We start from the raw sequence: 23129 nt of genomic DNA on the forward strand, positions 1-23129 counted from the left end.
AACCCTGTGGGAGCGTGGCTTGCCCGCGATTGGGGCGACACAATTTTCGGAACTACAACGACTCCAGACACCCCGCCAAATCATTCCCCAGCTTTTCCAGCAATTGCTCATAGCCCTGAGCGGTCGCTGGCGTGTATCCGCCCAGCGCATCCAGTTCCGCCAGTTTCACCGGCAGCCCGGCCACCAGGGTTTCTGCCAGGCGTGGGCGCAGCGGAGGTTCGCTGAACACGCAAGTCTTGCCGACTTCCTGCAACCGGGTGCGCATCGCTGCCACATGTTGGGCACCGGGCTGCACTTCGGCAGCGACACTGAACACGCCGGTGTGCTTGAGGCCATAAGCGTCTTCGAAGTAGTCGAAGGCTTCGTGGAACACGAAATAAGGCTTACCCGCGATACCCGCCAGACGGGCTTTCAGGCGCAGGTCCAAAGCATCCAGACGCTCGTCGAATGCCTTCAGGTTGCTCTGGTAGCGCGCCGCGTTGGCCGGATCGGCCGCGCTGAGGTCGGTGGCCATTTTGCTGGCGATCACTCGGGCGTTGATCGGTGACAACCACAAGTGTGCATCCAGGCTGCCGGGGCGGTGATCGTGGTCATGCTCGTCGGCTTCTTCGGCGTGAGAGTGGTTATCTTCGGCGAAGTGTCGCAGTTTCAGGCCAGGCAAATCCTGCACCGCAACGCTCGGCAGCGTACGACCTTTCAGTACGCGAGGCAGAAAACCTTCCATGTCCGGGCCGATCCAGTACACCAGATCCACCGATTGCACTTTCCGTACGTCGGAAGGGCGCAAGGCGTAGTTATGGGGCGAGGTGCCGGGCGGCAGCAAGACTTCCGGAACCGCTACGCCGTCCTGCACCGCTGCGGCTATCAGCTGCAGGGGTTTGACGCTGGTGAGGACTTTGACCTCGGCTTGAGCTGAGCCGATCAGCAGAAAACTTGCGACAAATGCGACAAAGATAGAAAAAAGTCGGGACACGATGACCACTCGAAGAGGCGAGAACGGGTAACATAATAACGTCTCTCACAAAACTCGTCGCCGCTCATGCCTAAAACACCGATTGCCAGCCGTCCCCACGACCACTCTCATTGCGTGCATAGCGCATTGTCTGAGGCCGATGCCTTGTGCGCACGTCAGGGGCTGCGCCTGACCGCTTTGCGCCGGCGGGTGCTGGAACTGGTATGGCAAAGCCACAAACCGCTGGGTGCCTACGACATTCTGGCGGTGCTCAGCGAGCAGGACGGCCGCCGCGCCGCGCCTCCAACCGTGTACCGCGCGCTGGATTTCCTGCTGGAAAACGGCCTGGTACACCGCATCTCCTCGCTGAACGCCTTTGTCGGCTGTAATCACCCGGAACACGCTCACCAGGGCCAGTTCCTGATCTGCCGCGAATGCCACGCCGCCATCGAACTCGAACAGAAATCCATCAGCGACGCGATCATCAATAGCGCCAAAGATGTCGGATTTATCGTCGAGGCCCAGACCGTTGAAGTGATCGGTCTCTGCTCGGGTTGCCAGGGGGCTTGATGAGCAACGCGCTGATTCGCCTCGAGCAGGTGGCTGTCACCTTTGCCGGGCAAAACGTGCTGGACAACATCGAGCTGAGCGTCGAGCCGGGGCAGATCGTCACCTTGATCGGCCCCAACGGTGCCGGCAAAACCACGCTGGTGCGCGCGGTGCTCGGTCTGTTGAAGCCGGACAGCGGCAGCGTCTGGCGCAAGCCGAAGTTGCGCGTCGGTTACATGCCGCAAAAACTCCATGTCGATCCGACCCTGCCGCTGTCGGTGCTGCGCTTCTTGCGTCTGGTGCCGGGCGTGGACCGCGCTCGCGCCTTGGCGGCCCTCAAGGAAGTCGGTGCCGAACAGGTCATCGACAGCCCGGTGCAAAGTGTTTCCGGTGGCGAAATGCAGCGGGTGCTGCTGGCTCGGGCACTGTTGCGCGAGCCGGAATTGCTGGTGCTTGATGAACCGGTGCAAGGTGTCGATGTGGCCGGTCAAGCCGAGCTCTACAGCCTGATAACACGCTTGCGCGACCGTCATGGTTGCGGCGTTTTGATGGTCTCTCACGATTTGCATCTGGTGATGAGCACCACCGATCAGGTGGTGTGCCTGAATCGCCATGTCTGCTGTTCCGGGCATCCCGAGCAGGTCAGCGGCGATCCGGCATTCGTCGAGCTGTTCGGAAAAAACGCACAAAGCCTGGCGATATATCACCACCATCACGACCACGCCCACGACCTGCATGGCTCGGTGGTCAGCGCGGTCCCGTCGACTCACGTTCATGGAGATAGCTGTAAGCATGGCTGATTTTCTGCTTTATGCCCTGCTTGCAGGTCTGGCCCTGGCGCTGGTCGCGGGCCCGTTGGGTTCGTTCGTGGTCTGGCGGCGCATGGCCTATTTCGGCGACACGCTGTCCCACGCCGCATTGCTCGGCGTGGCGTTGGGTTTTCTGCTGGATGTCAGCCCGACCGTTGCCGTTACTGTAGGCTGCTTGTTGCTGGCGGTATTGCTGGTGACGTTGCAACAACGGCAGCCACTGGCGTCCGACACGCTTTTGGGAATTCTCGCACCGAGCACGCTCTCTCTGGGTCTTGTGGTACTAAGCTTCATGCATGAAGTGCGGATCGACCTGATGGCCTATCTGTTCGGCGACTTGCTGGCGATCAGTCCGACCGATCTGGCCTGGATCCTCGGCGGTAGCGCGGCGGTGCTGACATTGCTGGTCACGCTGTGGCGACCTTTGCTGGCGATTACGGTGCACGAAGAACTGGCCAAAGTGGAAGGTTTGCCAGTGGCGGCGTTGCGCCTGGCCCTGATGTTGCTGATCGCTGTGGTGATCGCGGTGGCAATGAAAATCGTCGGCGTGTTGCTGATTACTTCGTTACTGATTATTCCGGCGGCTGCGGCACAGCGTCACGCCCGCTCGCCGGAGCAGATGGCACTGGGCGCGAGCCTGCTGGGCATGCTCGCGGTGTGTGGCGGGCTGGCGTTGTCCTGGTTCAAGGACACCCCGGCCGGCCCGTCGATTGTGGTGACGGCTGCCGCACTGTTTCTGCTGAGTTTTGTCCTGCCCCGTCGAGGGGTGTAGACTTGCTCGTTTTTTGCGCAAATAGAGAGTCGCAGGAATGAAGCTGTTCGCCTCCCGTTATCTGCTCCTTGTCGCATTTTCGCTGCTACTGGGCGCTTGCCAAAGCACGCCACCGGCGGCCATCGAGGCCCCCGATGCACGGGCCACGGCTATCGCACAGCTGGAACAAAGCCTGGCCAGCAGCGAGCTGGCCACTGCCGAAGGACAATTGGCAGCCTTGCAGGCCGAGTCGCCCAACGATCAATCCCTCGAGCAATACCAGCGGCAATTGGCTGAGGCTTATTTGTTGCGTAGCCAGATCGTGTTGCAAAAAGGTGATGTGAATGCAGCAGCCACCGCCCTCAGCCGTGCCCGGGTATTGATGCCCAAGGCCCCGGCGCTAACCGGTGGCGTCAACAGCGCCATTGTCCATGCCCGCAAGGCGGAACTGGATAAAGCCGAAGCGGCGCTCAAGGCTGCCGAAGCCAAGCCTCAAGCCAAAGTCATCGACCCGACGGCTGAAAGCACCACGGTCGCATTGAACCTCACCGATATGAGCAAGCTTCGTCGTCAACTGGATGCCATCGCCGCCGATGTGGTGAATTATCAGTGCGACGTGAGCATTCAGGTGCCGCGCACCCAGGATTACCCATGGCTGGCCACGCTGCTGACCAAACGGGTGAAGAAGCTGGATTCGGAGTTTGATCTGAAGCTGGAGAAACAGATTCTGCGCAACATTCCGGCGCAGATGGTTCTGAGTCCACGCAAGCCTTAAAAGCTTCGCGGGCAAGCCTCGCTCCTGCAGGTTCGCGTTGATTTTGAAATCGACACCGACCCTGGAGTGAAGCTTGCCCGCGAAGGCGCCCTTCCTAACGAAAAAAATCTTAAGCCGGAACCGCCTTGGCCTTAGGCTCCCTATCCCACACCCGATGCTGCCCGATCGCGGCAAAAAACGCCTTGAACAGCTTGGCATCGTTACCCACGATCAGCCCCGCATCAGCCTCCAGCTTCAACACATCCAGCAACTGCCTCGCTTCGCCATGCAACGCGATTGCCTTCAAATGCTTGTACGCCTCCAGCAGGTAATGCAGCGCTACACCGTCGTTACTCAGCGCCTTGATCGACGCCGCGCCACCCGGTACGAACACCGCGTCAAATGCCACCGACGGTGAACCTTCCATCGACGCATCCACCGGCAGCGCTTTGCCATCGGCGGTTGTCACGGGGGCCGAGGTCGGGCCAAGCAGTTTGGCGTGCGCGCCTTCGGCCATCAGAGCCTTTTTCATCGATTCAATCGCCGCGCCATCCACCCCGTTGGCCGCCAGAATGGCCACTTTTCGGGTTTTGATATCCCCTGACAGCAGGTTGGCCTGGCTCAGGGCGGGGGAGTGGTCGAGTGAAGTTTTGCGCACCTCGACCGTGCCGGCCTTCGGTACCGGCAAGCCCAGGTTCTGTGCCACGCGTTTGGCCAGTTCCAGATCGATATTGGCCAGGATCTCATTCACCTGCCGCGCACGAATAAATTCGCGTTCGACCTTGCCCAGCTCAAAGCTGTAAGCCGCGATGATGTGTTCCTGTTCGTGCTTGCTCATGCTGTGGAAGAACAGCCGTGCTTGGGAGAAATGGTCGCTGAACGACTCGCTGCGCTGACGGATTTTCGCAGCATCGATGCGCTCCGGATAAGTCTCGAAGCCGCCGTCCTGCGCTGCCGGTGGGGTTTCCTTCGGCCAGCCGCTGTCGATAGAGTTCGGCTCGTAAGAGGCGCGTCCCTTGTCGATGGTGGTGCGGTGCTGCGCATCCCGTTGACCGTTGTGGAATGGCGACACCGGACGGTTGATCGGGATCTCATGAAAATTCGGCCCACCCAGTCGGCTGATCTGCGTATCGGTGTAGGAAAACAGCCGCCCTTGCAGTAACGGGTCATTGGAGAAGTCGATCCCCGGCACGATATGCCCGGGGCAGAAGGCAACCTGCTCGGTCTCGGCGAAGAAGTTGTCCGGGTTGCGGTTGAGCACCATCTTGCCCAGCGGAGTGATAGGGACGACTTCCTCGGGAATGATTTTGGTTGGGTCGAGAAGGTCGAAATCGAAGGCATGTTCGTTTTCCTCCTCGATGACCTGTACGCCCAACTCCCATTCCGGGTAGTCCCCCATCTCGATGGACTCCCAGAGATCACGACGGTGGAAGTCGGTGTCTTTACCGGCAAGCTTCTGCGCCTCATCCCACACCAGCGAGCAGGTGCCGGCGGCGGGGCGCCAGTGGAATTTTACGAAGCGTGCTTTGCCTTCGGCATTGATCATGCGAAACGTGTGCACGCCGAAGCCTTGCATGGTGCGCAGGCTTTTGGGAATTGCCCGGTCGGACATGGTCCACATCACCATGTGCGCGGATTCCGGCACCAGAGAAACAAAGTCCCAGAAAGTATCGTGGGCCGAACCACCGGTAGGAATCTCGTTGTGGGGTTCGGGTTTTACCGCATGGACGAAGTCAGGAAATTTGATCGCATCCTGAATGAAGAACACCGGCATGTTGTTGCCCACCAGATCGAAGTTGCCTTCGTCGGTGAAAAATTTCACCGCGAAACCTCGTACGTCCCGCACGGTATCGCCTGATCCGCGCGGACCTTGCACCGTGGAAAAGCGCACAAAAACCGGAGTCTTTTGATGTGGGTCTTGTAGGAACCCGGCCTTGGTCAGTACGGAATGGGTTTCGTACGCCTGGAAGTAACCATGGGCGCCGGTGCCGCGGGCATGGACGATGCGCTCGGGAATGCGTTCATGGTCAAAGTGCGTGATCTTTTCACGCATGATGAAGTCTTCCAGCAATGACGGCCCGCGGGCACCGCCCTTCAACGTGTTCTGATTGTCCGCGACCTTCACGCCCTGGTTGGTGCGCAAGGCCTGCTCGGTGGCGTCGGAGCGAAATTTTTCCAGGCTGTCGAGCTTGGCGTTGGTGTTACTGCGGTCTAGGGTATCGGTCCCGGCCAGTGCGCTTTGGGGGGCTGCAGGCTTTTTAGTACTCATCAGACGTAAACTCCTCGTGGCGATTCCCGCCGGGCCAAGGCTTATGGGCCATTGCCCAGACACGGCATCCAGGCATTCTCGAGTTGCTTAATCAGTGACCGATGGGGAGTTGGCGCCGTTCCTTTTTTCTGACCTTTGATCGCGTTATTGCCAAATCGCTGGTTGAATGCGAAATAAATGCTAAGAACCTCTATACGGACAGGCTAAAATGCGCGCCCGGCTAACCGCTGATCCTTTTCTAACGCGCCCCACAAGGTTCGCTACGTGATCGAGTTTCAAAACGTCCACAAAACTTACCGCGTCGCCGGTAAGGATATTCCCGCCCTGCATCCGACCAGTCTGACGATTGAGAATGGTCAGGTCTTTGGCCTGATCGGCCATTCCGGCGCGGGAAAAAGTACCCTGCTGCGTCTGATCAACCGCCTGGAGAACTCCAGTGGCGGCAAGATCATCGTCGATGACGAAGAAGTCACCGCGCTGGATGCCAATAGCCTGCGGCGCTTCCGTCAGCAGGTCGGGATGATTTTCCAGCACTTCAACCTGCTGGCCTCCAAAACCGTTGCCGACAATGTCGCGCTGCCGCTGACCCTCGCCGGTGAACTGTCCCGTGGCGAAATCGACCGGCGTGTGGCGGAGTTGCTGGCGCGGGTCGGCCTGTCTGATCATGCGAAAAAGTACCCGGCACAATTGTCTGGCGGTCAGAAGCAGCGTGTCGGCATCGCCCGCGCCCTGGCAACCAAACCGAAAATCCTGCTGTGCGATGAAGCCACCAGTGCCCTGGACCCGCAAACCACGGCGTCGGTCCTGCAACTGCTGGCCGAGATCAACCGTGAGCTGAAACTGACCATCGTCCTGATCACCCACGAAATGGATGTGATCCGTCGGGTCTGCGATCAGGTGGCGGTGATGGATGCCGGCAAGATCGTTGAGCAAGGTTCGGTGGCCGAGGTGTTCCTGCATCCCAAGCACCCGACCACCAAGCGCTTCGTACAGGAAGACGAGCAGATCGACGAAAGCGAACAGCGCGACGACTTCGCTCATGTACCGGGGCGCATCGTGCGTCTGACCTTCCAGGGCGAAGCGACCTACGCGCCGTTGCTGGGTACCGTCGCCCGGGAAACGGGCGTGGACTACAGCATCCTGGCCGGTCGTATCGATCGCATCAAAGACGTCCCTTACGGGCAATTGACCCTCGCCGTCACCGGCGGCGACATGGAAGCGGCGTTTGCCCGCTTCACCGCAGCTGACGTCCACATGGAGGTGCTGCGCTGATGGAAGTCCTGATGAGTTTCTTCTCTAATATCGACTGGTACGAAATCTGGCTGGCCACCGGCGATACCCTGCTGATGCTCAGCGGTTCGCTGTTGTTCACCGTGCTTTTAGGATTGCCGCTGGGCGTGCTGTTGTTCCTGTGCAGCCCTCGTCAGTTGCTGGAAGCCAAAGGCGTCTACGCGCTGCTGTCGCTGGTGGTGAACATTCTGCGTTCGCTGCCGTTCATCATTCTGCTGATCGTGATGATTCCGTTCACTGTGTTGATCACGGGCACCTCCCTGGGTGTTGCCGGTGCGATTCCACCCTTGGTAGTGGGCGCCACGCCGTTCTTCGCACGACTGGTAGAAACCGCCTTGCGTGAAGTGGATCGCGGCATCATCGAGGCGACCCAGGCCATGGGCGCGACGACACGTCAGATCATCATCAATGCCTTGCTGCCGGAAGCTCGTCCGGGCATCTTCGCGGCGATTACGGTGACAGCGATTACACTGGTGTCCTACACGGCAATGGCCGGTGTGGTCGGCGCTGGCGGTCTGGGCGACCTGGCGATCCGTTTCGGTTACCAGCGTTTCCAGACGGATGTGATGGTTGTGACGGTGGTGTTGCTGCTGATGCTGGTTCAAGTGCTGCAAACCGTTGGCGACAAATTGGTTGTCCACTTCTCACGTAAATAAGTCATGAGCCGGCCATTCGCTGGTAGGCGCCAAACGGGCGCCTCACAAGGAGTTAGCTGAATGAAAAAACTACTCGTCGCATTCGCTGCCGTTGCAGCCTTTTCCGCACACGCTGCCGACACCCTGACCGTCGCGGCCACCCCGGTGCCTCACGCGGAAATCCTCGAGTTTGTTAAACCGGCCCTGGCCAAAGAAGGCGTGGACCTGAAGGTCAAAGTCTTCACCGACTACATCCAGCCGAACGTGCAGGTGGCCGAGAAGCGTCTGGACGCCAACTTCTTCCAGCACCAGCCGTACCTGGATGAGTTCAACAAGGCCAAGGGCACCAGCCTTGTCAGCGTTGCCGGTGTGCACCTGGAACCTTTGGGCGCTTACTCCAGCAAGTACAAAGCCCTGACCGAGCTGCCGGGCGGCGCCAACGTGGTGATCCCTAACGACGCCACCAACGGCGGTCGTGCGCTGTTGCTGCTGGCGAAGGCTGGCCTGATCAAGTTGAAGGATTCGAACAACATCCTGTCGACCGTCAAGGACATCACCGAGAACACCAAGGACCTGAAATTCCGTGAACTGGAAGCCGCGACCATCCCGCGCGTGCTGACTCAGGTCGACCTGGCGCTGATCAACACCAACTATGCGCTGGAAGCCAAGCTCGATCCGTCCAAGGACGCGCTGGTCATCGAAGGCAGCGACTCGCCATACGTGAACATCCTCGTGGCCCGTCCGGACGACAAGGACAGCGCCGCGATGCAGAAACTGGTTGCTGCGCTGCACAGCCCGGAAGTGAAAGCCTTCATTCTCGAGAAGTACAAAGGCGCGGTATTGCCGGCGTTCTGATCAGCTGACGTAAACGAAAAAGGGGCGCAATCACTGCGCCCCTTTTTTGCGTCTGAAACACCGTACCTGTGGGAGCGGGCTTGCCCGCGATGGCGGTGAAACAGTCGACATCAATATTGAATGATGCTCCGTCATCGCGGGCAAGCCCCACATTCGTTTTGTGGTGTTAAAGGGATTTGCTGGCGATGCTCACACCCAAGGTGTGGCTCGCCCCTGGTGCCAGCGTCACCACATCATCCATCACATTCGCCGTTTCAATACACAGCATGCGCTGCCAGCCATCGTCAGCCATGTCACTGAACGCTGCAGCGCGGTCGATCCAGGGGTTCCAGATCACCGCCGAACGCGAACCGCTGCTGGTCAGTTCAATGCGTCGTTCCCAGTGTGGGTCAACAATGCTCAGCTTCGGTGGGGTATTGAGATAGATGCGGTCGGTCTCGCCGGTAAAACGCAAATCACCGGTCTGGGTGACGGTTTTCCAGTCGTCCAGGGTTTCGATATAACTCAAGCCGTCCAGCCCTTCGACATGTACGTTGCGCACATCGCTGACCGCGAAATAGCTGTGCAATGCCTGGCTGATCGTGACGTGCTCAGCGCCTTTGTTTTCGCTCGTCAGGTTGATATGCAACTGCTCATCCAGACGAATGCTCAGCTTCAAGTCCACTTGATGCGGCCATCCCGGCAGACCGCCTTCGGGGTAGGGCAGAACGAATTCCACCTTCAGGCTTACGCCCTCGGTTTCGATGCCGAGCAATTCCCAGTCCATCGCACGTACCAGACCATGGGCGGTCGGCGGTTCATTGCCGACGCGCATGGCCTGGACACTCTGCGGATTGCGCGACAGGTTGCCGAACCATGGCCAGCACACTGGAACGCCGGCGCGGATGCTTTTGCCGGTCTTGAACACCGCCTCGTCGTTGAGCCAGATCAGTGGCGGCTCGCCAGCCAGTTGATAACTGAGGATGTGCGCACCTTGTTGGGCCACCAGCAATTCGGCCTGACTGTGACGGATGCGCCAGCAGTTCAGTTCATCCAGTTTCACAGCTTCAACGTTGGGCGTGCTCATGGGGCAACTCTCAATCAGGAACAATGACTGCAATGGACCGCAAAACGGTCGCCGTGTTTAACGCACCGTTTTTTTACGAGCTCCGGTTTAACGCGCTCTAGGCGGAACCGAGCGAGTGCGGCCGCTGCCGTCGATGGCGACGAACACAAAGACGGCTTCGGTCACTTTACGCCATTCGCTGGACAGTGGATCGTCGCTCCAGACTTCGACCATCATCTGAATCGAGCTGCGGCCGATTTCCAGGGCCTGGGTATAGAAGGACAGCTGAGCACCCACCGCTACCGGCACCAGGAACGCCATGCGATCGATCGCAACGGTGGCTACGCGACCACCGGCAACCTTGCTGGCCATTGCGGTGCCAGCCAAATCCATCTGCGCCACCAGCCAGCCGCCGAAAATATCGCCAAAGCCATTGGTTTCACGCGGAAGCGCGGTGATTTGCAGGGCCAGGTCGCCTTGCGGGATTGGATCTTCTTGTTCGAGCTCTATCATGCCGGGGGTGCCTCTGACCCGTGACTCTTCATAGTTGTAGCGGGTGGATAGCCGTCTCGGAAAAACGATTCAGCCCCGAACATACTACGTTCGTCACGTTTTTCGTAAGGCGCCTAAAGGGAAACTCTGCGAAATCGGCTGACAGGTGCCAACGACGGTTTCGCACAGCAACCCCTTACAAGCCGTTGCAATGTTGCGAGTATATCGATCGGTAGACTCCGAGACGACCGTCCGGTTCTCATTTTGACCGTCAAATACGCGCCTCTATGTGCTTTTTCGAACAATTTGCTATCGTGCCGAACCTGCCCAAGCCTCTGCCAGCGTTGTTGAGGTTGCAGATCCGACTATAAGAGAAGCCCTTGCCATGACCACAGCGCCCTCGAGCATCGCGCAGCCCACCCATTCCGCACGTCCGCTGACCCGTAACGACTACAAGACGCTATCGCTGTCTGCCCTGGGCGGCGCGCTGGAGTTTTACGACTTCATCATCTTTGTGTTCTTCGCCACGGTGGTCGGCAAACTGTTCTTCCCCGCAGACATGCCCGAGTGGCTGCGACTGATGCAAACGTTCGGCATCTTCGCCGCTGGCTATCTGGCGCGGCCGCTGGGCGGCATCGTCATGGCACACTTCGGTGATCTGCTGGGGCGCAAGAAGATGTTCACCTTGAGCATTTTCATGATGGCCGTGCCAACCCTGATCATGGGCTTGCTGCCGACTTATGCGCAGATAGGTATGTGGGCGCCGATCCTGTTGCTACTGATGCGGGTGATCCAGGGCGCGGCGATTGGCGGGGAAGTGCCAGGGGCCTGGGTATTCGTTTCCGAACACGTGCCGCAGCGGCACATCGGTTATGCCTGCGGCACGCTGACCTGCGGTCTGACCGCCGGTATTCTTTTGGGCTCATTGGTCGCCACCGCGATCAACAGCATTTACACACCCGTTGAGGTCTCGGATTACGCCTGGCGGATCCCGTTCCTGCTGGGCGGTGTGTTTGGCCTGTTCTCGGTCTACCTGCGCCGCTGGCTCCACGAAACCCCGGTGTTCGCCGAGCTGCAATTGCGCAAGGCCCTGGCCGAAGAAGTGCCGCTGCGCGCCGTGTTGCGCGACCATCGCGGTGCGATTCTGATTTCCATGCTGCTGACCTGGCTGCTGTCCGCCGGCATTATCGTCGTCATTCTGATGACCCCGACCGTGTTGCAGACCGTTTACCACTTCGCGCCGACTACCGCGTTGCAGGCCAACAGCCTGGCCATCGTGTTCCTGAGCCTGGGCTGTGTGGCCTCCGGTGTATTGGCTGACCGCTTCGGCGCAGGCCGGGTGTTCGTGTTCGGTAGCGCCGCGCTGCTGATCAGTTCGTGGACGTTCTATCACAGCCTGTTCAACCATCCCGACTGGCTGTTCCCGATGTATGCCCTGACCGGTCTGCTGGTCGGGACCATCGGTGCGGTGCCGTATGTGATGGTCAAAGCCTTCCCGGCGGTGGTGCGGTTCAGCGGGTTGTCGTTTTCCTACAACCTGGCTTACGCGATTTTCGGTGGCCTGACACCGATGGTCGTCACCCTGCTGCTCAAGGAAAGCCCGATGGGGCCGGCCTATTACGTGGCGATTATTTGTGGGGTCGGGATTGTCGTGGGTGGGTATCTCTGGAAGAAGGGTCGCTAACCTTGTAACCGATCGTTCCCACGCTCTGCGTGGGAATGCCGCCATGGACGCTCTGCGTCCGCTTTTGAATGGGACGCAGAGCGTCCCGAGATGCATTCCCACGCAGAGCGTGGGAACGATCTATCGCTAGATGCTGGCCTTTCATCCAATTGTCATATTTCAGCCATAGAGTGTTCACACGGCCTGCTGATACTTGGCCCCGACTTAACACACCTATCTGCTAGGAGTAAGGCATGAAACTGAAGCGTTTGATGGCGGCAATGACTTTTGTCGCTGCTGGCGTTGCGACTGCCAACGCGGTTGCCGCTGTTGACCCTGCTATCCCGAGCTACACCAAGACCACTGGTGTGTCGGGCAACCTGTCCAGCGTCGGCTCCGATACCCTGGCGAACCTCATGACCCTGTGGGCTGAGAACTACAAAAAAGAATACCCGAACGTAAACATCCAGATTCAGGCCGCCGGTTCTTCTACCGCGCCACCTGCGCTGACTGAAGGCACCGCTAACCTGGGCCCGATGAGCCGCAAGATGAAGGACAACGAGCTGCAAGCCTTCGAAACCAAGTACGGCTACAAGCCAACCGCTATCCCGGTTGCCGTAGACGCCCTGGCTGTCTTCGTACACAAAGACAACCCGATCCAGCACCTGACCATGGAACAGGTCGACGCTATCTTCTCCTCGACGCGTCTGTGTGGCGCTAAAACCGACGTGAAAACCTGGGGCGACCTGGGTGTGACCGGCGACCTGGCCAACAAGCCGGTTCAGCTGTTCGGTCGTAACTCGGTATCCGGCACCTACGGCTACTTCAAGGAAGAAGCCCTGTGCAAAGGCGACTTCAAGCCAAACGTCAACGAACAACCGGGTTCGGCTTCGGTTGTGCAGTCGATCAGCTCCTCGCTGAACGGCGTCGGTTACTCGGGCATCGGCTACAAGACCGCCAGCGTGAAGACCGTGGCCCTGGCCAAGAAAGGCAGCACCGAGTTCGTTGAAGACACCGAAGAAAACGCCCTGAACGGCAAGTATCCGCTGTCGCGTTTCCTCTACGTTTACGTCAACAAGGCCCCGAACAAGCCTCTGGCCCCGCTGGAAGCCGAGTTCGTGAAACTGGTTCTGTCCAAACAGGGTCAGGAAGTGGTCGTGAAAGACGGCTACATCCCACTGCCAGCCAAGGTTGCTGCAAAAGCACTGGCTGATCTGGGTCTGTCGGAAGGCGGTAACGTCGCAAAAAAGTAAAACCCTAGGCCCGGGCTAAGCCCGGACCTGTAGGAGCAAGGCTTGCCCGCGAAAGCGGTGGGTCAGTCCACATTGATGTTGAATGTAACGACCCCTTCGCGGGCAAGCTTCGCCCCTACAAATGCCGGTAAATACCGGCCCCCAAATTTCCGATCCACTGCCAGTTCCCACAGGCGGTGGATTTGTTGCGTCACTGCATTGTCATCTTTCTGTCATACAGGATCGCTAGGGTGTGCGAATGAATGATCTGGCCAACTCCACCATGACTACAAATCCCCCCAAGCGAATTGACTTCAATACGCCTGAGCTGCACCGCAAGCGCCGTATTCGTGCGCTGAAAGATCGCCTGACCCGCTGGTACGTCCTCGTCGGCGGCCTCGCCGTCCTCGGCGCGATCACCCTGATCTTCTTCTTCCTCGGTTATGTTGTCGCGCCGCTGTTCCAGGGTGCCGATCTGACTGCCAAAGACGCCATCACGCCCGCCTGGATGCAAGACGCCGGCAAGCCGCTGATGATCTCCCTCGAAGAACAGAACCAGGTCGCCATGCGGGTTTCCGACAAGGGCCAGGCGCTGTTCTTTGATATCGACACCGGCGCCGAACTGCGCCGCGTTGATCTGCCAATCCCGGCGGGCAGCAGCGTAACCGCTATCGGCGAAGACCAGCCAGGTCAGCCACTGGTCGCGGTGGGCTTGTCCAACGGTCAGGCTCTGGTGTTCCGTCACACCTATAAAGTCAGCTACCCGGATGGCAAGAAAACCATCTCGCCAGCCATTGAATACCCATACGGCGAAACGCCAATCGCGCTGAACGAGACCGGTGGTGCGCTGGAGCACGTCAGCCTCAACGCTACCGATTCGACCCTGCTGCTGGCCGGCTCCAGCGGTGCGCAACTGCATGTCATCTCGCTGACCAGCGAAGAAAACATGATGACCGGCGAAGTCACCAACGAGCAGAAGCGCATCGACCTGCCGCAAATGACCGAGCCGGTGAAGAACATCTTCGTCGACCCGCGTCAGCAATGGTTGTACGTGGTCAATGGTCGCGCCCAGGCCGACGTGTTCAGCTTGCGCGACAAGAGCCTCAACGGTCGCTACAAGTTGCTCGAAGATGGCAATGCCGAAGTGACCGCCAGTACACAATTGCTGGGTGGTATCTCGCTGATCGTTGGTGATTCCAAGGGCGGTCTCGCCCAGTGGTTCATGGCTCGCGATCAGGATGGCGAACAACGCCTCAAGCAGATCCGTACCTTCCAGATGGGTACGACGCCGATCGTTGAAATCACTGCCGAAGAGCGCCGTAAAGGCTTCGTCGCTCTTGATGCGTCCGGCAAGCTCGGCGTGTTCCACAGCACCGCTCACCGCACTTTGCTGGTGGACCAGGTCGTCGACGGCCAAGGCCTGTTCGGCCTGTCGCCACGGGCTAACCGCGTGATCGTGGAGCAAGGTGGCAAGCTGCAACCTCTGCTGCTCGACAACCCGCATCCGGAAGTCTCGTGGAGCGCGTTGTGGAGCAAGGTCTGGTACGAGAACTACGACGAGCCTAAATACGTCTGGCAATCGACCGCCGCCAACACCGACTTCGAACCCAAGCTGAGCCTCTCGCCGCTGACCTTCGGTACCCTGAAAGCTGCGTTCTACGCCATGCTGCTGGCCGCGCCACTGGCCGTCGCCGCTGCGATCTACACCGCGTACTTCATGGCTCCGGGCATGCGTCGCAAGGTCAAACCGGTGATCGAGCTGATGGAAGCGATGCCGACGGTGATCCTCGGCTTCTTCGCCGGCCTGTTCCTGGCGCCGTATGTGGAAGGGCATCTGCCGGGGATTTTCAGTCTGCTGCTGTTGATGCCGATTGGCATCCTGGTCGCCGGTTTCACCTTCAGTCGCCTGCCTGAGTCCATTCGCCTGAAAGTGCCGGATGGCTGGGAAAGCGCGATCCTGATTCCGGTGATCATGTTTGTGGGCTGGCTGTCGCTGTACATGAGCCCGTACATGGAAACCTGGTTCTTCGGCGGTGACATGCGCATGTGGATCTCCCACGACCTGGGCATCACCTACGACCAGCGCAACGCCCTGGTGGTCGGCTTGGCCATGGGCTTCGCGGTGATTCCGAACATCTACTCCATTGCCGAAGATGCCGTGTTCAGTGTGCCTCGCGGCCTGACCCTGGGCTCTCTGGCTCTCGGTGCCACGCCGTGGCAGACCATGACGCGGGTGGTGATCCTCACCGCCAGCCCGGGCATTTTCTCGGCGCTGATGATCGGCATGGGCCGTGCGGTCGGTGAAACCATGATCGTGCTGATGGCCACCGGTAACACCCCGGTCATGGAAATGAACCTGTTCGAAGGCCTGCGCACATTGGCAGCCAACGTCGCGGTGGAAATGCCCGAATCGGAAGTCGGCGGCAGCCACTACCGCGTGCTGTTCCTCTCGGCGCTGGTGCTGCTGTTGTTCACCTTCGTCATGAACACCCTCGCGGAACTGATTCGTCAGCGTCTGCGCAAGAAATACTCGTCGCTTTAAGAAAGGTAGAAGTCTGTGAAACAGAACTCCCTGAATGGATGGTTCAAGAGCGGCGCCCCCGGCGTCTGGATCAGCGGTGGCGCGGTGTCCATTGCGGTCATCATGACCATTGGCCTGCTGGCGGTGATTGCCGTGCGCGGTCTGGGTCACTTCTGGCCGGCGGACCTGATCCACGCCAGTTATGACGTGCCGGGCCAGGCCAATCACCTGGTCATCGGCGAAGTGGTGCAGAAGGAAGAAGTGCCCCGCGAGCGCCTGAAAAGCGCTGGCCTGCCGGTGCCCGACCAAGGCCCGGAGTTCATGACCCGCGAGCTGATCAAGGTCGGCAACCGTGATCTGAACGGCAACGACTTCACCTGGATCGTCGGTGAGTGGCTGACCAACCAGAAGACCCCGCCAGAGCTGATGGCCATCGAGCGTCGCGAGTGGGGCAACTTCTACGGCTACCTGGTCAACGTCAAACAGGATGGCAAGGTCATCGCTGAAGGCGAGGCCGCATGGCCTGAGTTGCAGGCCCGTGTTGCTCGCGTCAACCAGCTCGCCGCGCAGCTCAAGACCCTGGAAAAGGTCGATATCGGTGCGATCAACGCCGGTCTCGAACGCATCCGTCTGCACGGTCGCAAACTGGAGCTGGACGGCCGTCTCGACGCTGCCGCGCAAGCGGACCTTGAGTCCGAGCGCGCCGAGCTGAACGCCCGTTATCAGGAAATCGAAGCGCGTTTGAACGACCTGCATGCGCAGTTCAACCGCGACAGCCTGACCGCTCGCGATGCTAACGGTAAAGAAGTCGAAATCGGCATCGGCAAAGTGGTTCACGCCTACCAGCCGAATGGCATGGGCACGCTCACCAAGATCGGCTTCTACTTCAGTAAGGTCTGGGAATTCCTCAGCGATGACCCCCGTGAAGCCAACACCGAAGGCGGGATTTTCCCGGCGATTTTCGGCACCGTGATGATGACCCTGATCATGGCGATGATCGTGACTCCGTTCGGCGTGCTGGCGGCAGTCTACCTGCGTGAATATGCGCGGCAGAACACCATGACTCGCTTGATCCGCATCGCGGTGAACAATCTGGCGGGTGTTCCGGCCATCGTTTACGGCGTGTTTGGTCTGGGCTTCTTCGTCTACGTACTCGGCGGTTCAGTCGACCGGTTGTTCTTCCCTGAAGCACTGCCGGCACCGACCTTCGGTACGCCGGGCCTGCTCTGGGCCTCGCTGACACTGGCGCTGCTGGCCGTGCCAGTGGTGATCGTGGCCACCGAAGAAGGCCTGGCGCGGATTCCTCGCACTGTTCGCGAAGGCTCGCTGGCCCTTGGCGCGACCAAAGCCGAAACCTTGTGGAAAATCGTGCTGCCGATGGCCAGCCCGGCGATGATGACCGGCATGATCCTCGCCGTGGCCCGTGCCGCCGGTGAAGTGGCGCCGTTGATGCTGGTGGGTGTGGTGAAACTGGCGCCGTCGCTGCCGCTGGATGGCAACTACCCGTACCTGCACCTGGACCAGAAGATCATGCACTTGGGCTTCCACATTTATGACGTTGGCTTCCAGAGCCCGAACGTCGAAGCCGCGAGGCCGCTGGTGTACGCCACTGCATTACTGCTGGTGCTGGTGATCGCGACATTGAACCTGTCGGCCGTTTATATCCGTAACCATCTGCGCGAGAAATACAAAGCGCTGGATAGTTAACTTTATAAGTCGGCGTGGCCCCTTGTGGGAGCTGGCTTGCCTGCGATGCAGACGACGCGGTCTGTCAGTAACACCGCAGTGATGCCATCGCAGGCAAGCCAGCTCCCACAGGGACCGGCGTCAGACAGAGATTTTGAGTAAGCCGCTGGCCCGAACATCAAGCCAGCGGTTCAACGAACCGAATTTGTTAGCACAGGGGAGCCTCCCATGCAGCACGAAGCACACACTCACGGCATCAACATGTCGGCCCTGGGCCGCGACAAACAGAGCCTGAGCCTCGAGCAGGAAACCGTGGCCATCGAAGTGCCGGGCCTGAGCCTGTTCTACGGCGACAAACAAGCGCTGTTCGATGTCAGCATGAACATCCCGAAACAGCGTGTGACCGCCTTCATCGGCCCGTCCGGCTGCGGCAAGTCCACGCTGCTGCGCACTTTCAACCGCATGAACGACCTGGTGGATGGCTGCCGCGTCGACGGCGCAATCAACCTCTATGGCAACAACATCTACCGCAAGGGCGAGGACGTGGCCGAGCTGCGTCGCCGGGTCGGCATGGTGTTCCAGAAGCCTAACCCGTTCCCGAAAACCATTTACGAAAACGTGGTTTACGGTTTGCGCATCCAGGGCATCAACAAGAAGCGCGTCCTCGACGAAGCCGTCGAGTGGGCGTTGAAAGGCGCGGCGCTGTGGGATGAGGTCAAGGATCGTCTGCACGAGTCGGCACTCGGCCTGTCTGGCGGTCAGCAGCAACGTCTGGTGATTGCCCGCACCATCGCCGTGGAGCCGGAAGTACTGCTGCTCGACGAGCCGTGCTCGGCACTCGACCCGATCTCCACGCTGAAAGTCGAAGAGCTGATCTACGAACTGAAATCCAAGTTCACCATTGTGATCGTGACCCACAACATGCAACAGGCCGCGCGGGTTTCCGACTACACGGCGTTCATGTACATGGGCAAACTGGTGGAATTCGGCGACACCGACACTCTGTTCACCAATCCGGCGAAGAAGCAGACCGAAGACTACATCACCGGTCGTTACGGCTAGGAAGCTGTTGTTGCTCACTGAACTGACGCTGCGGTCCACCGCACCTTACCGGACGCTCCAAGGACGCCAACATGATTAGTAAAGAAGGCCTTACCCATCACATCTCCGCGCAGTTCAACGCTGAGCTGGAGGAAGTTCGCAGCCACCTCCTGGCCATGGGCGGGCTGGTCGAGAAGCAGGTCAACGACGCGGTCACCGCGCTGATCGAGGCCGATTCGGGCCTGGCCCAGCAAGTGCGCGAGATCGACGACCAGATCAATCAGATGGAGCGCAACATCGACGAAGAATGCCTGCGCATTCTGGCCCGTCGCCAACCGGCGGCATCGGACTTGCGTCTGATCATCAGCATCTCCAAGTCGGTGATCGACCTCGAGCGTATCGGCGACGAGGCCACCAAGATCGCCCGTCGCGCCATTCAGTTGTGCGAAGAAGGCGAAGCGCCGCGCGGTTACGTCGAGGTTCGCCACATCGGCGACCAGGTGCGCAACATGGTTCGCGATGCCCTGGATGCGTTTGCCCGCTTCGACGCCGACCTGGCGTTGTCGGTGGCGCAGTACGACAAGATCATCGACCGCGAATACAAGACCGCCCTGCGTGAGCTGGCCACCTACATGATGGAAGACCCGCGCTCTATCTCGCGGGTCTTGAGCATTATCTGGGTGCTGCGTTCCCTGGAGCGGATCGGCGACCACGCACGCAACATCTCGGAACTGGTGATTTACCTGGTGCGCGGCACCGACGTGCGTCACCTGGGCCTCAAGCGCATGAAAGAAGAAGTTGAAGGCACAAGTGCCGAAACCGCTAATGTTCCGGGCAAAGCTGACGATAAGTAAGATTGCCCAAGAAAAGCGCCCGGCCCTTTGGTCGGGCGTTTTCGTTTGGAGCTTTTGAATGGAAAAGCAGCACCCGCGAACGAAAAGTCCCGGCGTGACTGAAGAGTTTTGGCAAAGTGCCATCAGCCAGCGTTATGCTTGCCGGGATTTTTAAAGGGGTGTTGGATGAGCAAGATCAGTGTGTTGGTCGTGGACGATGCGTCGTTCATTCGTGACCTGGTGAAGAAGTGCCTGCGCAACTACTTCCCGGGGATCCGGACCGAAGATGCAGTCAACGGTAAAAAGGCCCAGGCCATGCTGGCCAAAGAAGCGTTCGACCTGGTTCTGTGCGACTGGGAAATGCCGGAAATGTCCGGTCTGGAACTGCTGACCTGGTGCCGCGAGCAAGACAACCTCAAGACCATGCCGTTCGTGATGGTCACCAGCCGTGGCGACAAAGAGAACGTCGTCCAGGCGATTCAGGCCGGGGTTTCCGGCTACGTCAGCAAACCGTTCACCAATGAACAGCTGCTGACCAAAGTCAAACAGGCGCTGAACAAGGTCGGCAAGCTCGACACCTTGATGAACAGTGCGCCGACCAAAATGAACTCGGCATTCGGCAACGACTCCCTGAGCGCATTGACCGGTGGCAAGGCTGCTGTCGCCGCGCCATCGGCGGCACCGGTCAACCCGTTCGCCAAACCTGTCGCCGCTGCACCAGCCCCGGCCGCCGCACCGTCTCGTGGCCTGCTCAACAGCCCGCCGGTCAAGGCGCCTGCAGCCTCCGCGGCACCCGCTGGCGGTCGTGGCCAAGGCCAACTGCGCCTGCCGAGCGGCACCCAGCAATGCGTGATCAAGGCCTTGAGCATTAAGGAAGCGCTGCTGGTGGTGAAACGCACCGACACCTTGCCGCAAGTCCTCGACAGCGCCGTGCTCGACCTGGAGCAGGGCGACAACGCCGAAATCGCCCGTCTCAACGGCTACCTGCACGCCATCGTCGCCCACGAGCCGAAGCCCGACAGCGAGTGGCTGCAGCTGACCTTCCGCTTCGTCGACCAGGATGCGCAGAAGCTCGACTACATCTCCCGCCTGATCGCCCGTGGCACCGCGCAGAAGCATTTCGTACCCGGCGCGTAAGCCCGGCGTCGCCTTCTCGTACGCCTTCGCGGGCAAGCCTCGCTCCCACAGGTTCACTGTTTACCTGTAGGAGTGAGGCTTGCCCGCGAAGAGGCCATCGAAATCACCGCACATCTTCTGAACCGCCCATTTTGAAACATCTGCCGACTACGCTGGTCCATTTCAGCTGCTAGGCTCCTTCCCAGGCCTTACTCGACAGAATCTTGCCCATGTTCGCGCGCCTGCTGTTTTTCTGTGGTCTGTTCATGGCCTCCACCTCGGCTGTGGCCATGACGATCTACCGGTCCACCGACGCCAGTGGCGTGGTCTCTTACAGCGACCGCCCCACCAAAGGCGCGAAGGTGTTCGTTTTTCGGGACCGGATGGTCGAGCGTCTTGAGCGGCAGGTGTACCTCGATATCAAGAGGCAGAAGGGCATGGACAGTGTGTTCGTGCGCAACGATCTGTATGCGCCAGTCGAGATCGAGCTGAGTTTTTCCGGGCTGAATAACGTCAGTGGTGCACCGAGCCGACCGATCCGCCGGGTGATGCCGGCACGCAGTAACCTTCGTCTGGCACTGCTCAAGGCGACGAAGGCCGGAAGGCCGCTGGCGTATACCCCAAGGTTCGAATACTCCCTGGGCGACCCTGCAGGGGCCGCCATGGCCTATCGATATCCGTTGCCCTGGCGTGGTGGGCCGTTTCGCCTGAGTCAGGGCGCCAATGGCCAATACAGCCACTATGGGCCGAAGAACCGTTATGCGATGGACATCGCCATGCCCGAAGGCACGCCGATCATCGCGGCGCGCGGCGGGATGGTCGTTAAAACCGAGAATAGACAAACCGGGCGCGGCAACGATCCGTCGGGCAATTTCGTGCGGGTGTTGCACGATGACGGGACCATGGGCGTGTACCTGCACCTCAAGAAAGGTTCGGTCAGCGTACGGGAAGGTCAGCGAGTGGTGGTGGGCAGCGCGCTGGCGCTGTCGGGCAACACCGGCAACAGCAGCGGCCCGCACCTGCACTTCGTGGTGCAGCGCAATACAGGCTTGGGGTTGGTGTCGATTCCTTACCAGTTCAATCAGCCGGTGGGGGCGTTGCCCAACTTTGCGTTGGGCAAGAAGTAATGGGTTGGCTGACCCAACGCCATCGCGGGCAAGCCCGCTCCCACAGGTCCTGCGCAAGTCCTTGTGGGAGCGGGCTTGCCCCGCGAAGGGATCGACGCGGATCCGGATCAGCCTATCAATCCAGCATCAACACCTTGGCCAAAATGATCTTCGGCCCTTTCATCTTCTTGATGATGATCCGCAAGCCTTCGACTTCCAGCACTTCTTCCTCTTCCGGCACCCGTTTCAGGGTTTCGTAGACCAGCCCGGCAAGGGTTTCGGCCTCGATGTGGTCCAGATCGATGCCCAGCAGGCGTTCAACCTTGAACAGCGGCGTATCGCCCCGTACCAGCAGCTTGCCCGGCTGATACGCGAGGATCCCGCGTTCAGCCTTGCGGTGTTCGTCCTGAATGTCGCCCACCAGCACTTCCAGCACGTCTTCCATGGTCAGGTAGCCGATGATGTTGCCGTCGGCTTCCTCGACCAGGGCGAAATGCGAGCCGCCCTTGCGGAACTGTTCCAGCAACTGCGACAGCGGCATGTGCCGCGATACGCGCTCCAGGGGGCGGGTCAATTCGGCAAGGTTGAACGACTCGGGAATGTGATCCAGGGCCGCCAGCTCCAGCAGCAAATCCTTGATGTGCAGCAGACCGACGAACTCCTGGCGCTCGCTGTCGTACACCGGGTAGCGGCTGAACTTGTGGCGACGGAACATCGCCAGAATTTCCTTGAGCGGTGCGTTGAACTCCAGCGTCACCAGGTCTTCCCGGGAGTTGGCCCAGTCGACCACTTCCAGCTCGCCCATTTCCACCGCCGAGGCCAAAACACGCATGCCTTGGTCGCTCGGGTCCTGGCCACGGCTGGAGTGCAGGATCAGTTTCAATTCTTCACGGCTGTAATGGTGTTCGTGATGCGGGCCGGGTTCACCTTGTCCGGCGATGCGCAGGATCTGGTTGGCGCTGGCGTTGAGCAGATAGATGGCCGGGTACATGGCCCAGTAGAACAGGTACAGCGGCACGGCCGTCCACAGCGACAGCAGCTCGGGTTTGCGGATAGCCCAGGATTTCGGGGCCAGTTCGCCGACCACGATGTGCAGGTACGAAATGATGAAGAACGCCGTGAAGAACGACACGCCTTTGACCACTTCGGCGGAATCGACGCCCACGGCAGTCAGCACGGGTGCCAGCAGGTGCGCGAACGCCGGCTCGCCGACCCAGCCCAGGCCGAGAGAGGCGAGGGTGATACCCAATTGGCACGCCGACAGGTAAGCATCGAGCTGACTGTGCACGGTACGCAGGATGTGCCCGCGCCAGCCGTGCTGCTCTGCGATGGCTTCGACCCGGGTCGAGCGCAATTTGACCATGGCAAATTCCGCCGCAACGAAAAAGCCGTTGAGCAAAACCAGGATCAGAGCAAAAAGAATCATGCCGAAGTCGGCGAATATTGTTGCGAGGGTCAAGCCAGGGGAAGGGTCCATGATGGAGTTTTGCGGGTTCCGTGTATTCGAATGGTAAGAAAAAAGTGCGCCTG

The 23129-nt window shown here is 59.7% G+C and carries 20 protein-coding genes; 15 read left to right on the forward strand and 5 right to left on the reverse strand.

Annotated features, from left to right (window positions below; translation table 11 throughout):
* Positions 1 to 52: 52 nt before the first annotated feature.
* Positions 53 to 973: a zinc ABC transporter substrate-binding protein gene (locus tag PSH65_RS00305; protein ID WP_305424436.1), complete on the reverse strand. Its 921-nt coding sequence runs from the start codon at positions 971 to 973 to the stop codon at positions 53 to 55.
* Between the two features lie 66 nt (positions 974 to 1039).
* On the opposite strand from PSH65_RS00305, the gene zur reads away from it, so the two are divergent.
* The 4 genes from zur to PSH65_RS00325 are packed head-to-tail and all read left to right on the forward strand — an operon-like array spanning position 1040 to position 3836.
* Positions 1040 to 1522, forward strand: a complete 483-nt coding sequence (gene zur / locus PSH65_RS00310) for a zinc uptake transcriptional repressor Zur (protein ID WP_007902861.1) — start codon at positions 1040 to 1042, stop codon at positions 1520 to 1522.
* The gene (znuC, locus tag PSH65_RS00315) at positions 1522 to 2301 is read left to right on the forward strand and encodes a zinc ABC transporter ATP-binding protein ZnuC (protein WP_008076246.1); all 780 of its coding nucleotides are present in this window, start codon (positions 1522 to 1524) and stop codon (positions 2299 to 2301) included. The genes zur and znuC overlap by 1 nt, the downstream gene beginning before the upstream one ends.
* Positions 2294 to 3082 (forward strand): zinc ABC transporter permease subunit ZnuB, encoded by a 789-nt coding sequence (gene znuB / locus PSH65_RS00320; protein ID WP_305424437.1) that lies wholly within the window; start codon positions 2294 to 2296, stop codon positions 3080 to 3082. Before znuC ends, znuB begins: the two co-directional genes overlap by 8 nt.
* Positions 3083 to 3119: 37 nt before the next feature.
* Positions 3120 to 3836 carry a PA5502 family lipoprotein gene (locus tag PSH65_RS00325; protein WP_305424438.1) on the forward strand — a complete coding sequence of 239 codons (717 nt, stop codon included), beginning with the start codon at positions 3120 to 3122 and terminating at the stop codon, positions 3834 to 3836.
* 109 nt (positions 3837 to 3945) lie between these two features.
* On the opposite strand, the gene katE is transcribed toward PSH65_RS00325, so the two are convergent.
* Entirely contained in the window at positions 3946 to 6084 is a 2139-nt protein-coding gene (gene katE, locus PSH65_RS00330; protein WP_305424439.1) for a catalase HPII, read from the reverse strand.
* A 264-nt stretch (positions 6085 to 6348) separates the two neighbouring features.
* Between katE and PSH65_RS00335 the strand changes: the two genes are divergently transcribed.
* The 3 genes from PSH65_RS00335 to PSH65_RS00345 are packed head-to-tail and all read left to right on the forward strand — an operon-like array spanning position 6349 to position 8864.
* Positions 6349 to 7356, forward strand: a complete 1008-nt coding sequence (locus PSH65_RS00335) for a methionine ABC transporter ATP-binding protein (RefSeq protein WP_305424440.1) — start codon at positions 6349 to 6351, stop codon at positions 7354 to 7356.
* The gene (locus PSH65_RS00340; RefSeq protein ID WP_305424441.1) at positions 7356 to 8030 is read left to right on the forward strand and encodes a methionine ABC transporter permease; all 675 of its coding nucleotides are present in this window, start codon (positions 7356 to 7358) and stop codon (positions 8028 to 8030) included. Before PSH65_RS00335 ends, PSH65_RS00340 begins: the two co-directional genes overlap by 1 nt.
* Positions 8031 to 8090: 60 nt before the next feature.
* Positions 8091 to 8864, forward strand: a complete 774-nt coding sequence (locus PSH65_RS00345) for a MetQ/NlpA family ABC transporter substrate-binding protein (protein WP_305424442.1) — start codon at positions 8091 to 8093, stop codon at positions 8862 to 8864.
* A 166-nt stretch (positions 8865 to 9030) separates the two neighbouring features.
* Here PSH65_RS00345 and PSH65_RS00350 read toward each other — a convergent pair whose 3' ends face one another.
* Together PSH65_RS00350 and PSH65_RS00355 are read right to left on the reverse strand one after the other, a co-directional pair.
* Positions 9031 to 9930 (reverse strand): D-hexose-6-phosphate mutarotase, encoded by a 900-nt coding sequence (locus PSH65_RS00350; protein ID WP_305424443.1) that lies wholly within the window; start codon positions 9928 to 9930, stop codon positions 9031 to 9033.
* 87 nt (positions 9931 to 10017) lie between these two features.
* Entirely contained in the window at positions 10018 to 10422 is a 405-nt protein-coding gene (locus PSH65_RS00355; protein ID WP_007896491.1) for an acyl-CoA thioesterase, read from the reverse strand.
* A 364-nt stretch (positions 10423 to 10786) separates the two neighbouring features.
* Here PSH65_RS00355 and PSH65_RS00360 point away from each other — a divergent pair, with 364 nt between their 5' ends.
* The 8 genes from PSH65_RS00360 to PSH65_RS00395 all read left to right on the forward strand — a co-directional run bounded on the left by PSH65_RS00360 (position 10787) and on the right by PSH65_RS00395 (position 21620).
* Positions 10787 to 12085 (forward strand): MFS transporter, encoded by a 1299-nt coding sequence (locus PSH65_RS00360; RefSeq protein WP_305424444.1) that lies wholly within the window; start codon positions 10787 to 10789, stop codon positions 12083 to 12085.
* A 233-nt stretch (positions 12086 to 12318) separates the two neighbouring features.
* The gene (locus PSH65_RS00365; protein WP_305424445.1) at positions 12319 to 13317 is read left to right on the forward strand and encodes a phosphate ABC transporter substrate-binding protein PstS; all 999 of its coding nucleotides are present in this window, start codon (positions 12319 to 12321) and stop codon (positions 13315 to 13317) included.
* A gap of 487 nt (positions 13318 to 13804) precedes the next feature.
* Positions 13805 to 15838, forward strand: a complete 2034-nt coding sequence (locus PSH65_RS00370) for an ABC transporter permease subunit (protein ID WP_305427079.1) — start codon at positions 13805 to 13807, stop codon at positions 15836 to 15838.
* Positions 15839 to 15853: 15 nt separating this feature from the next.
* Positions 15854 to 17524 carry a phosphate ABC transporter permease PstA gene (gene pstA, locus PSH65_RS00375; protein WP_305424446.1) on the forward strand — a complete coding sequence of 557 codons (1671 nt, stop codon included), beginning with the start codon at positions 15854 to 15856 and terminating at the stop codon, positions 17522 to 17524.
* A gap of 207 nt (positions 17525 to 17731) precedes the next feature.
* On the forward strand, positions 17732 to 18565 hold the full coding sequence (gene pstB / locus PSH65_RS00380) for a phosphate ABC transporter ATP-binding protein PstB (RefSeq protein WP_305424447.1): 834 nt from the start codon (positions 17732 to 17734) through the stop codon (positions 18563 to 18565).
* A gap of 71 nt (positions 18566 to 18636) precedes the next feature.
* Entirely contained in the window at positions 18637 to 19398 is a 762-nt protein-coding gene (gene phoU, locus PSH65_RS00385) for a phosphate signaling complex protein PhoU (RefSeq protein ID WP_007896483.1), read from the forward strand.
* 165 nt (positions 19399 to 19563) lie between these two features.
* A complete protein-coding gene (locus PSH65_RS00390) occupies positions 19564 to 20514 on the forward strand; it encodes a response regulator (RefSeq protein ID WP_305424448.1) in 951 nt (316 codons plus the stop codon).
* A 209-nt stretch (positions 20515 to 20723) separates the two neighbouring features.
* The gene (locus PSH65_RS00395; protein ID WP_305424449.1) at positions 20724 to 21620 is read left to right on the forward strand and encodes a peptidoglycan DD-metalloendopeptidase family protein; all 897 of its coding nucleotides are present in this window, start codon (positions 20724 to 20726) and stop codon (positions 21618 to 21620) included.
* 115 nt (positions 21621 to 21735) lie between these two features.
* Here the strand turns inward: PSH65_RS00395 and PSH65_RS00400 are convergent, their stop codons facing one another.
* Positions 21736 to 23076: a hemolysin family protein gene (locus tag PSH65_RS00400; RefSeq protein ID WP_305424450.1), complete on the reverse strand. Its 1341-nt coding sequence runs from the start codon at positions 23074 to 23076 to the stop codon at positions 21736 to 21738.
* Positions 23077 to 23129: the final 53 nt, after the last annotated feature.

The sequence above is a fragment of the Pseudomonas sp. FP603 genome (genome assembly GCF_030687415.1).
Taxonomy (GTDB): Bacteria; Pseudomonadota; Gammaproteobacteria; order Pseudomonadales; family Pseudomonadaceae; genus Aquipseudomonas; species Aquipseudomonas wuhanensis.

Bases quoted from the DNA above. Each gene is read 5' to 3' on its own strand.
- zur (WP_007902861.1), top strand. From the start codon at position 1,040: ATGCCTAAAACACCGATTGCCAGCCGTCCCCACGACCACTCTCATTGC.
- znuC (WP_008076246.1), top strand. From the start codon at position 1,522: ATGAGCAACGCGCTGATTCGCCTCGAGCAGGTGGCTGTCACCTTTGCC.
- znuB (WP_305424437.1), top strand. From the start codon at position 2,294: ATGGCTGATTTTCTGCTTTATGCCCTGCTTGCAGGTCTGGCCCTGGCG.
- PSH65_RS00325 (WP_305424438.1), top strand. From the start codon at position 3,120: ATGAAGCTGTTCGCCTCCCGTTATCTGCTCCTTGTCGCATTTTCGCTG.
- katE (WP_305424439.1), bottom strand. From the start codon at position 6,084: ATGAGTACTAAAAAGCCTGCAGCCCCCCAAAGCGCACTGGCCGGGACC.
- PSH65_RS00340 (WP_305424441.1), top strand. From the start codon at position 7,356: ATGGAAGTCCTGATGAGTTTCTTCTCTAATATCGACTGGTACGAAATC.
- PSH65_RS00345 (WP_305424442.1), top strand. From the start codon at position 8,091: ATGAAAAAACTACTCGTCGCATTCGCTGCCGTTGCAGCCTTTTCCGCA.
- PSH65_RS00350 (WP_305424443.1), bottom strand. From the start codon at position 9,930: ATGAGCACGCCCAACGTTGAAGCTGTGAAACTGGATGAACTGAACTGC.
- PSH65_RS00355 (WP_007896491.1), bottom strand. From the start codon at position 10,422: ATGATAGAGCTCGAACAAGAAGATCCAATCCCGCAAGGCGACCTGGCC.
- PSH65_RS00360 (WP_305424444.1), top strand. From the start codon at position 10,787: ATGACCACAGCGCCCTCGAGCATCGCGCAGCCCACCCATTCCGCACGT.
- PSH65_RS00365 (WP_305424445.1), top strand. From the start codon at position 12,319: ATGAAACTGAAGCGTTTGATGGCGGCAATGACTTTTGTCGCTGCTGGC.
- PSH65_RS00370 (WP_305427079.1), top strand. From the start codon at position 13,805: ATGCAAGACGCCGGCAAGCCGCTGATGATCTCCCTCGAAGAACAGAAC.
- pstB (WP_305424447.1), top strand. From the start codon at position 17,732: ATGCAGCACGAAGCACACACTCACGGCATCAACATGTCGGCCCTGGGC.
- phoU (WP_007896483.1), top strand. From the start codon at position 18,637: ATGATTAGTAAAGAAGGCCTTACCCATCACATCTCCGCGCAGTTCAAC.
- PSH65_RS00390 (WP_305424448.1), top strand. From the start codon at position 19,564: ATGAGCAAGATCAGTGTGTTGGTCGTGGACGATGCGTCGTTCATTCGT.
- PSH65_RS00395 (WP_305424449.1), top strand. From the start codon at position 20,724: ATGTTCGCGCGCCTGCTGTTTTTCTGTGGTCTGTTCATGGCCTCCACC.
- PSH65_RS00400 (WP_305424450.1), bottom strand. From the start codon at position 23,076: ATGGACCCTTCCCCTGGCTTGACCCTCGCAACAATATTCGCCGACTTC.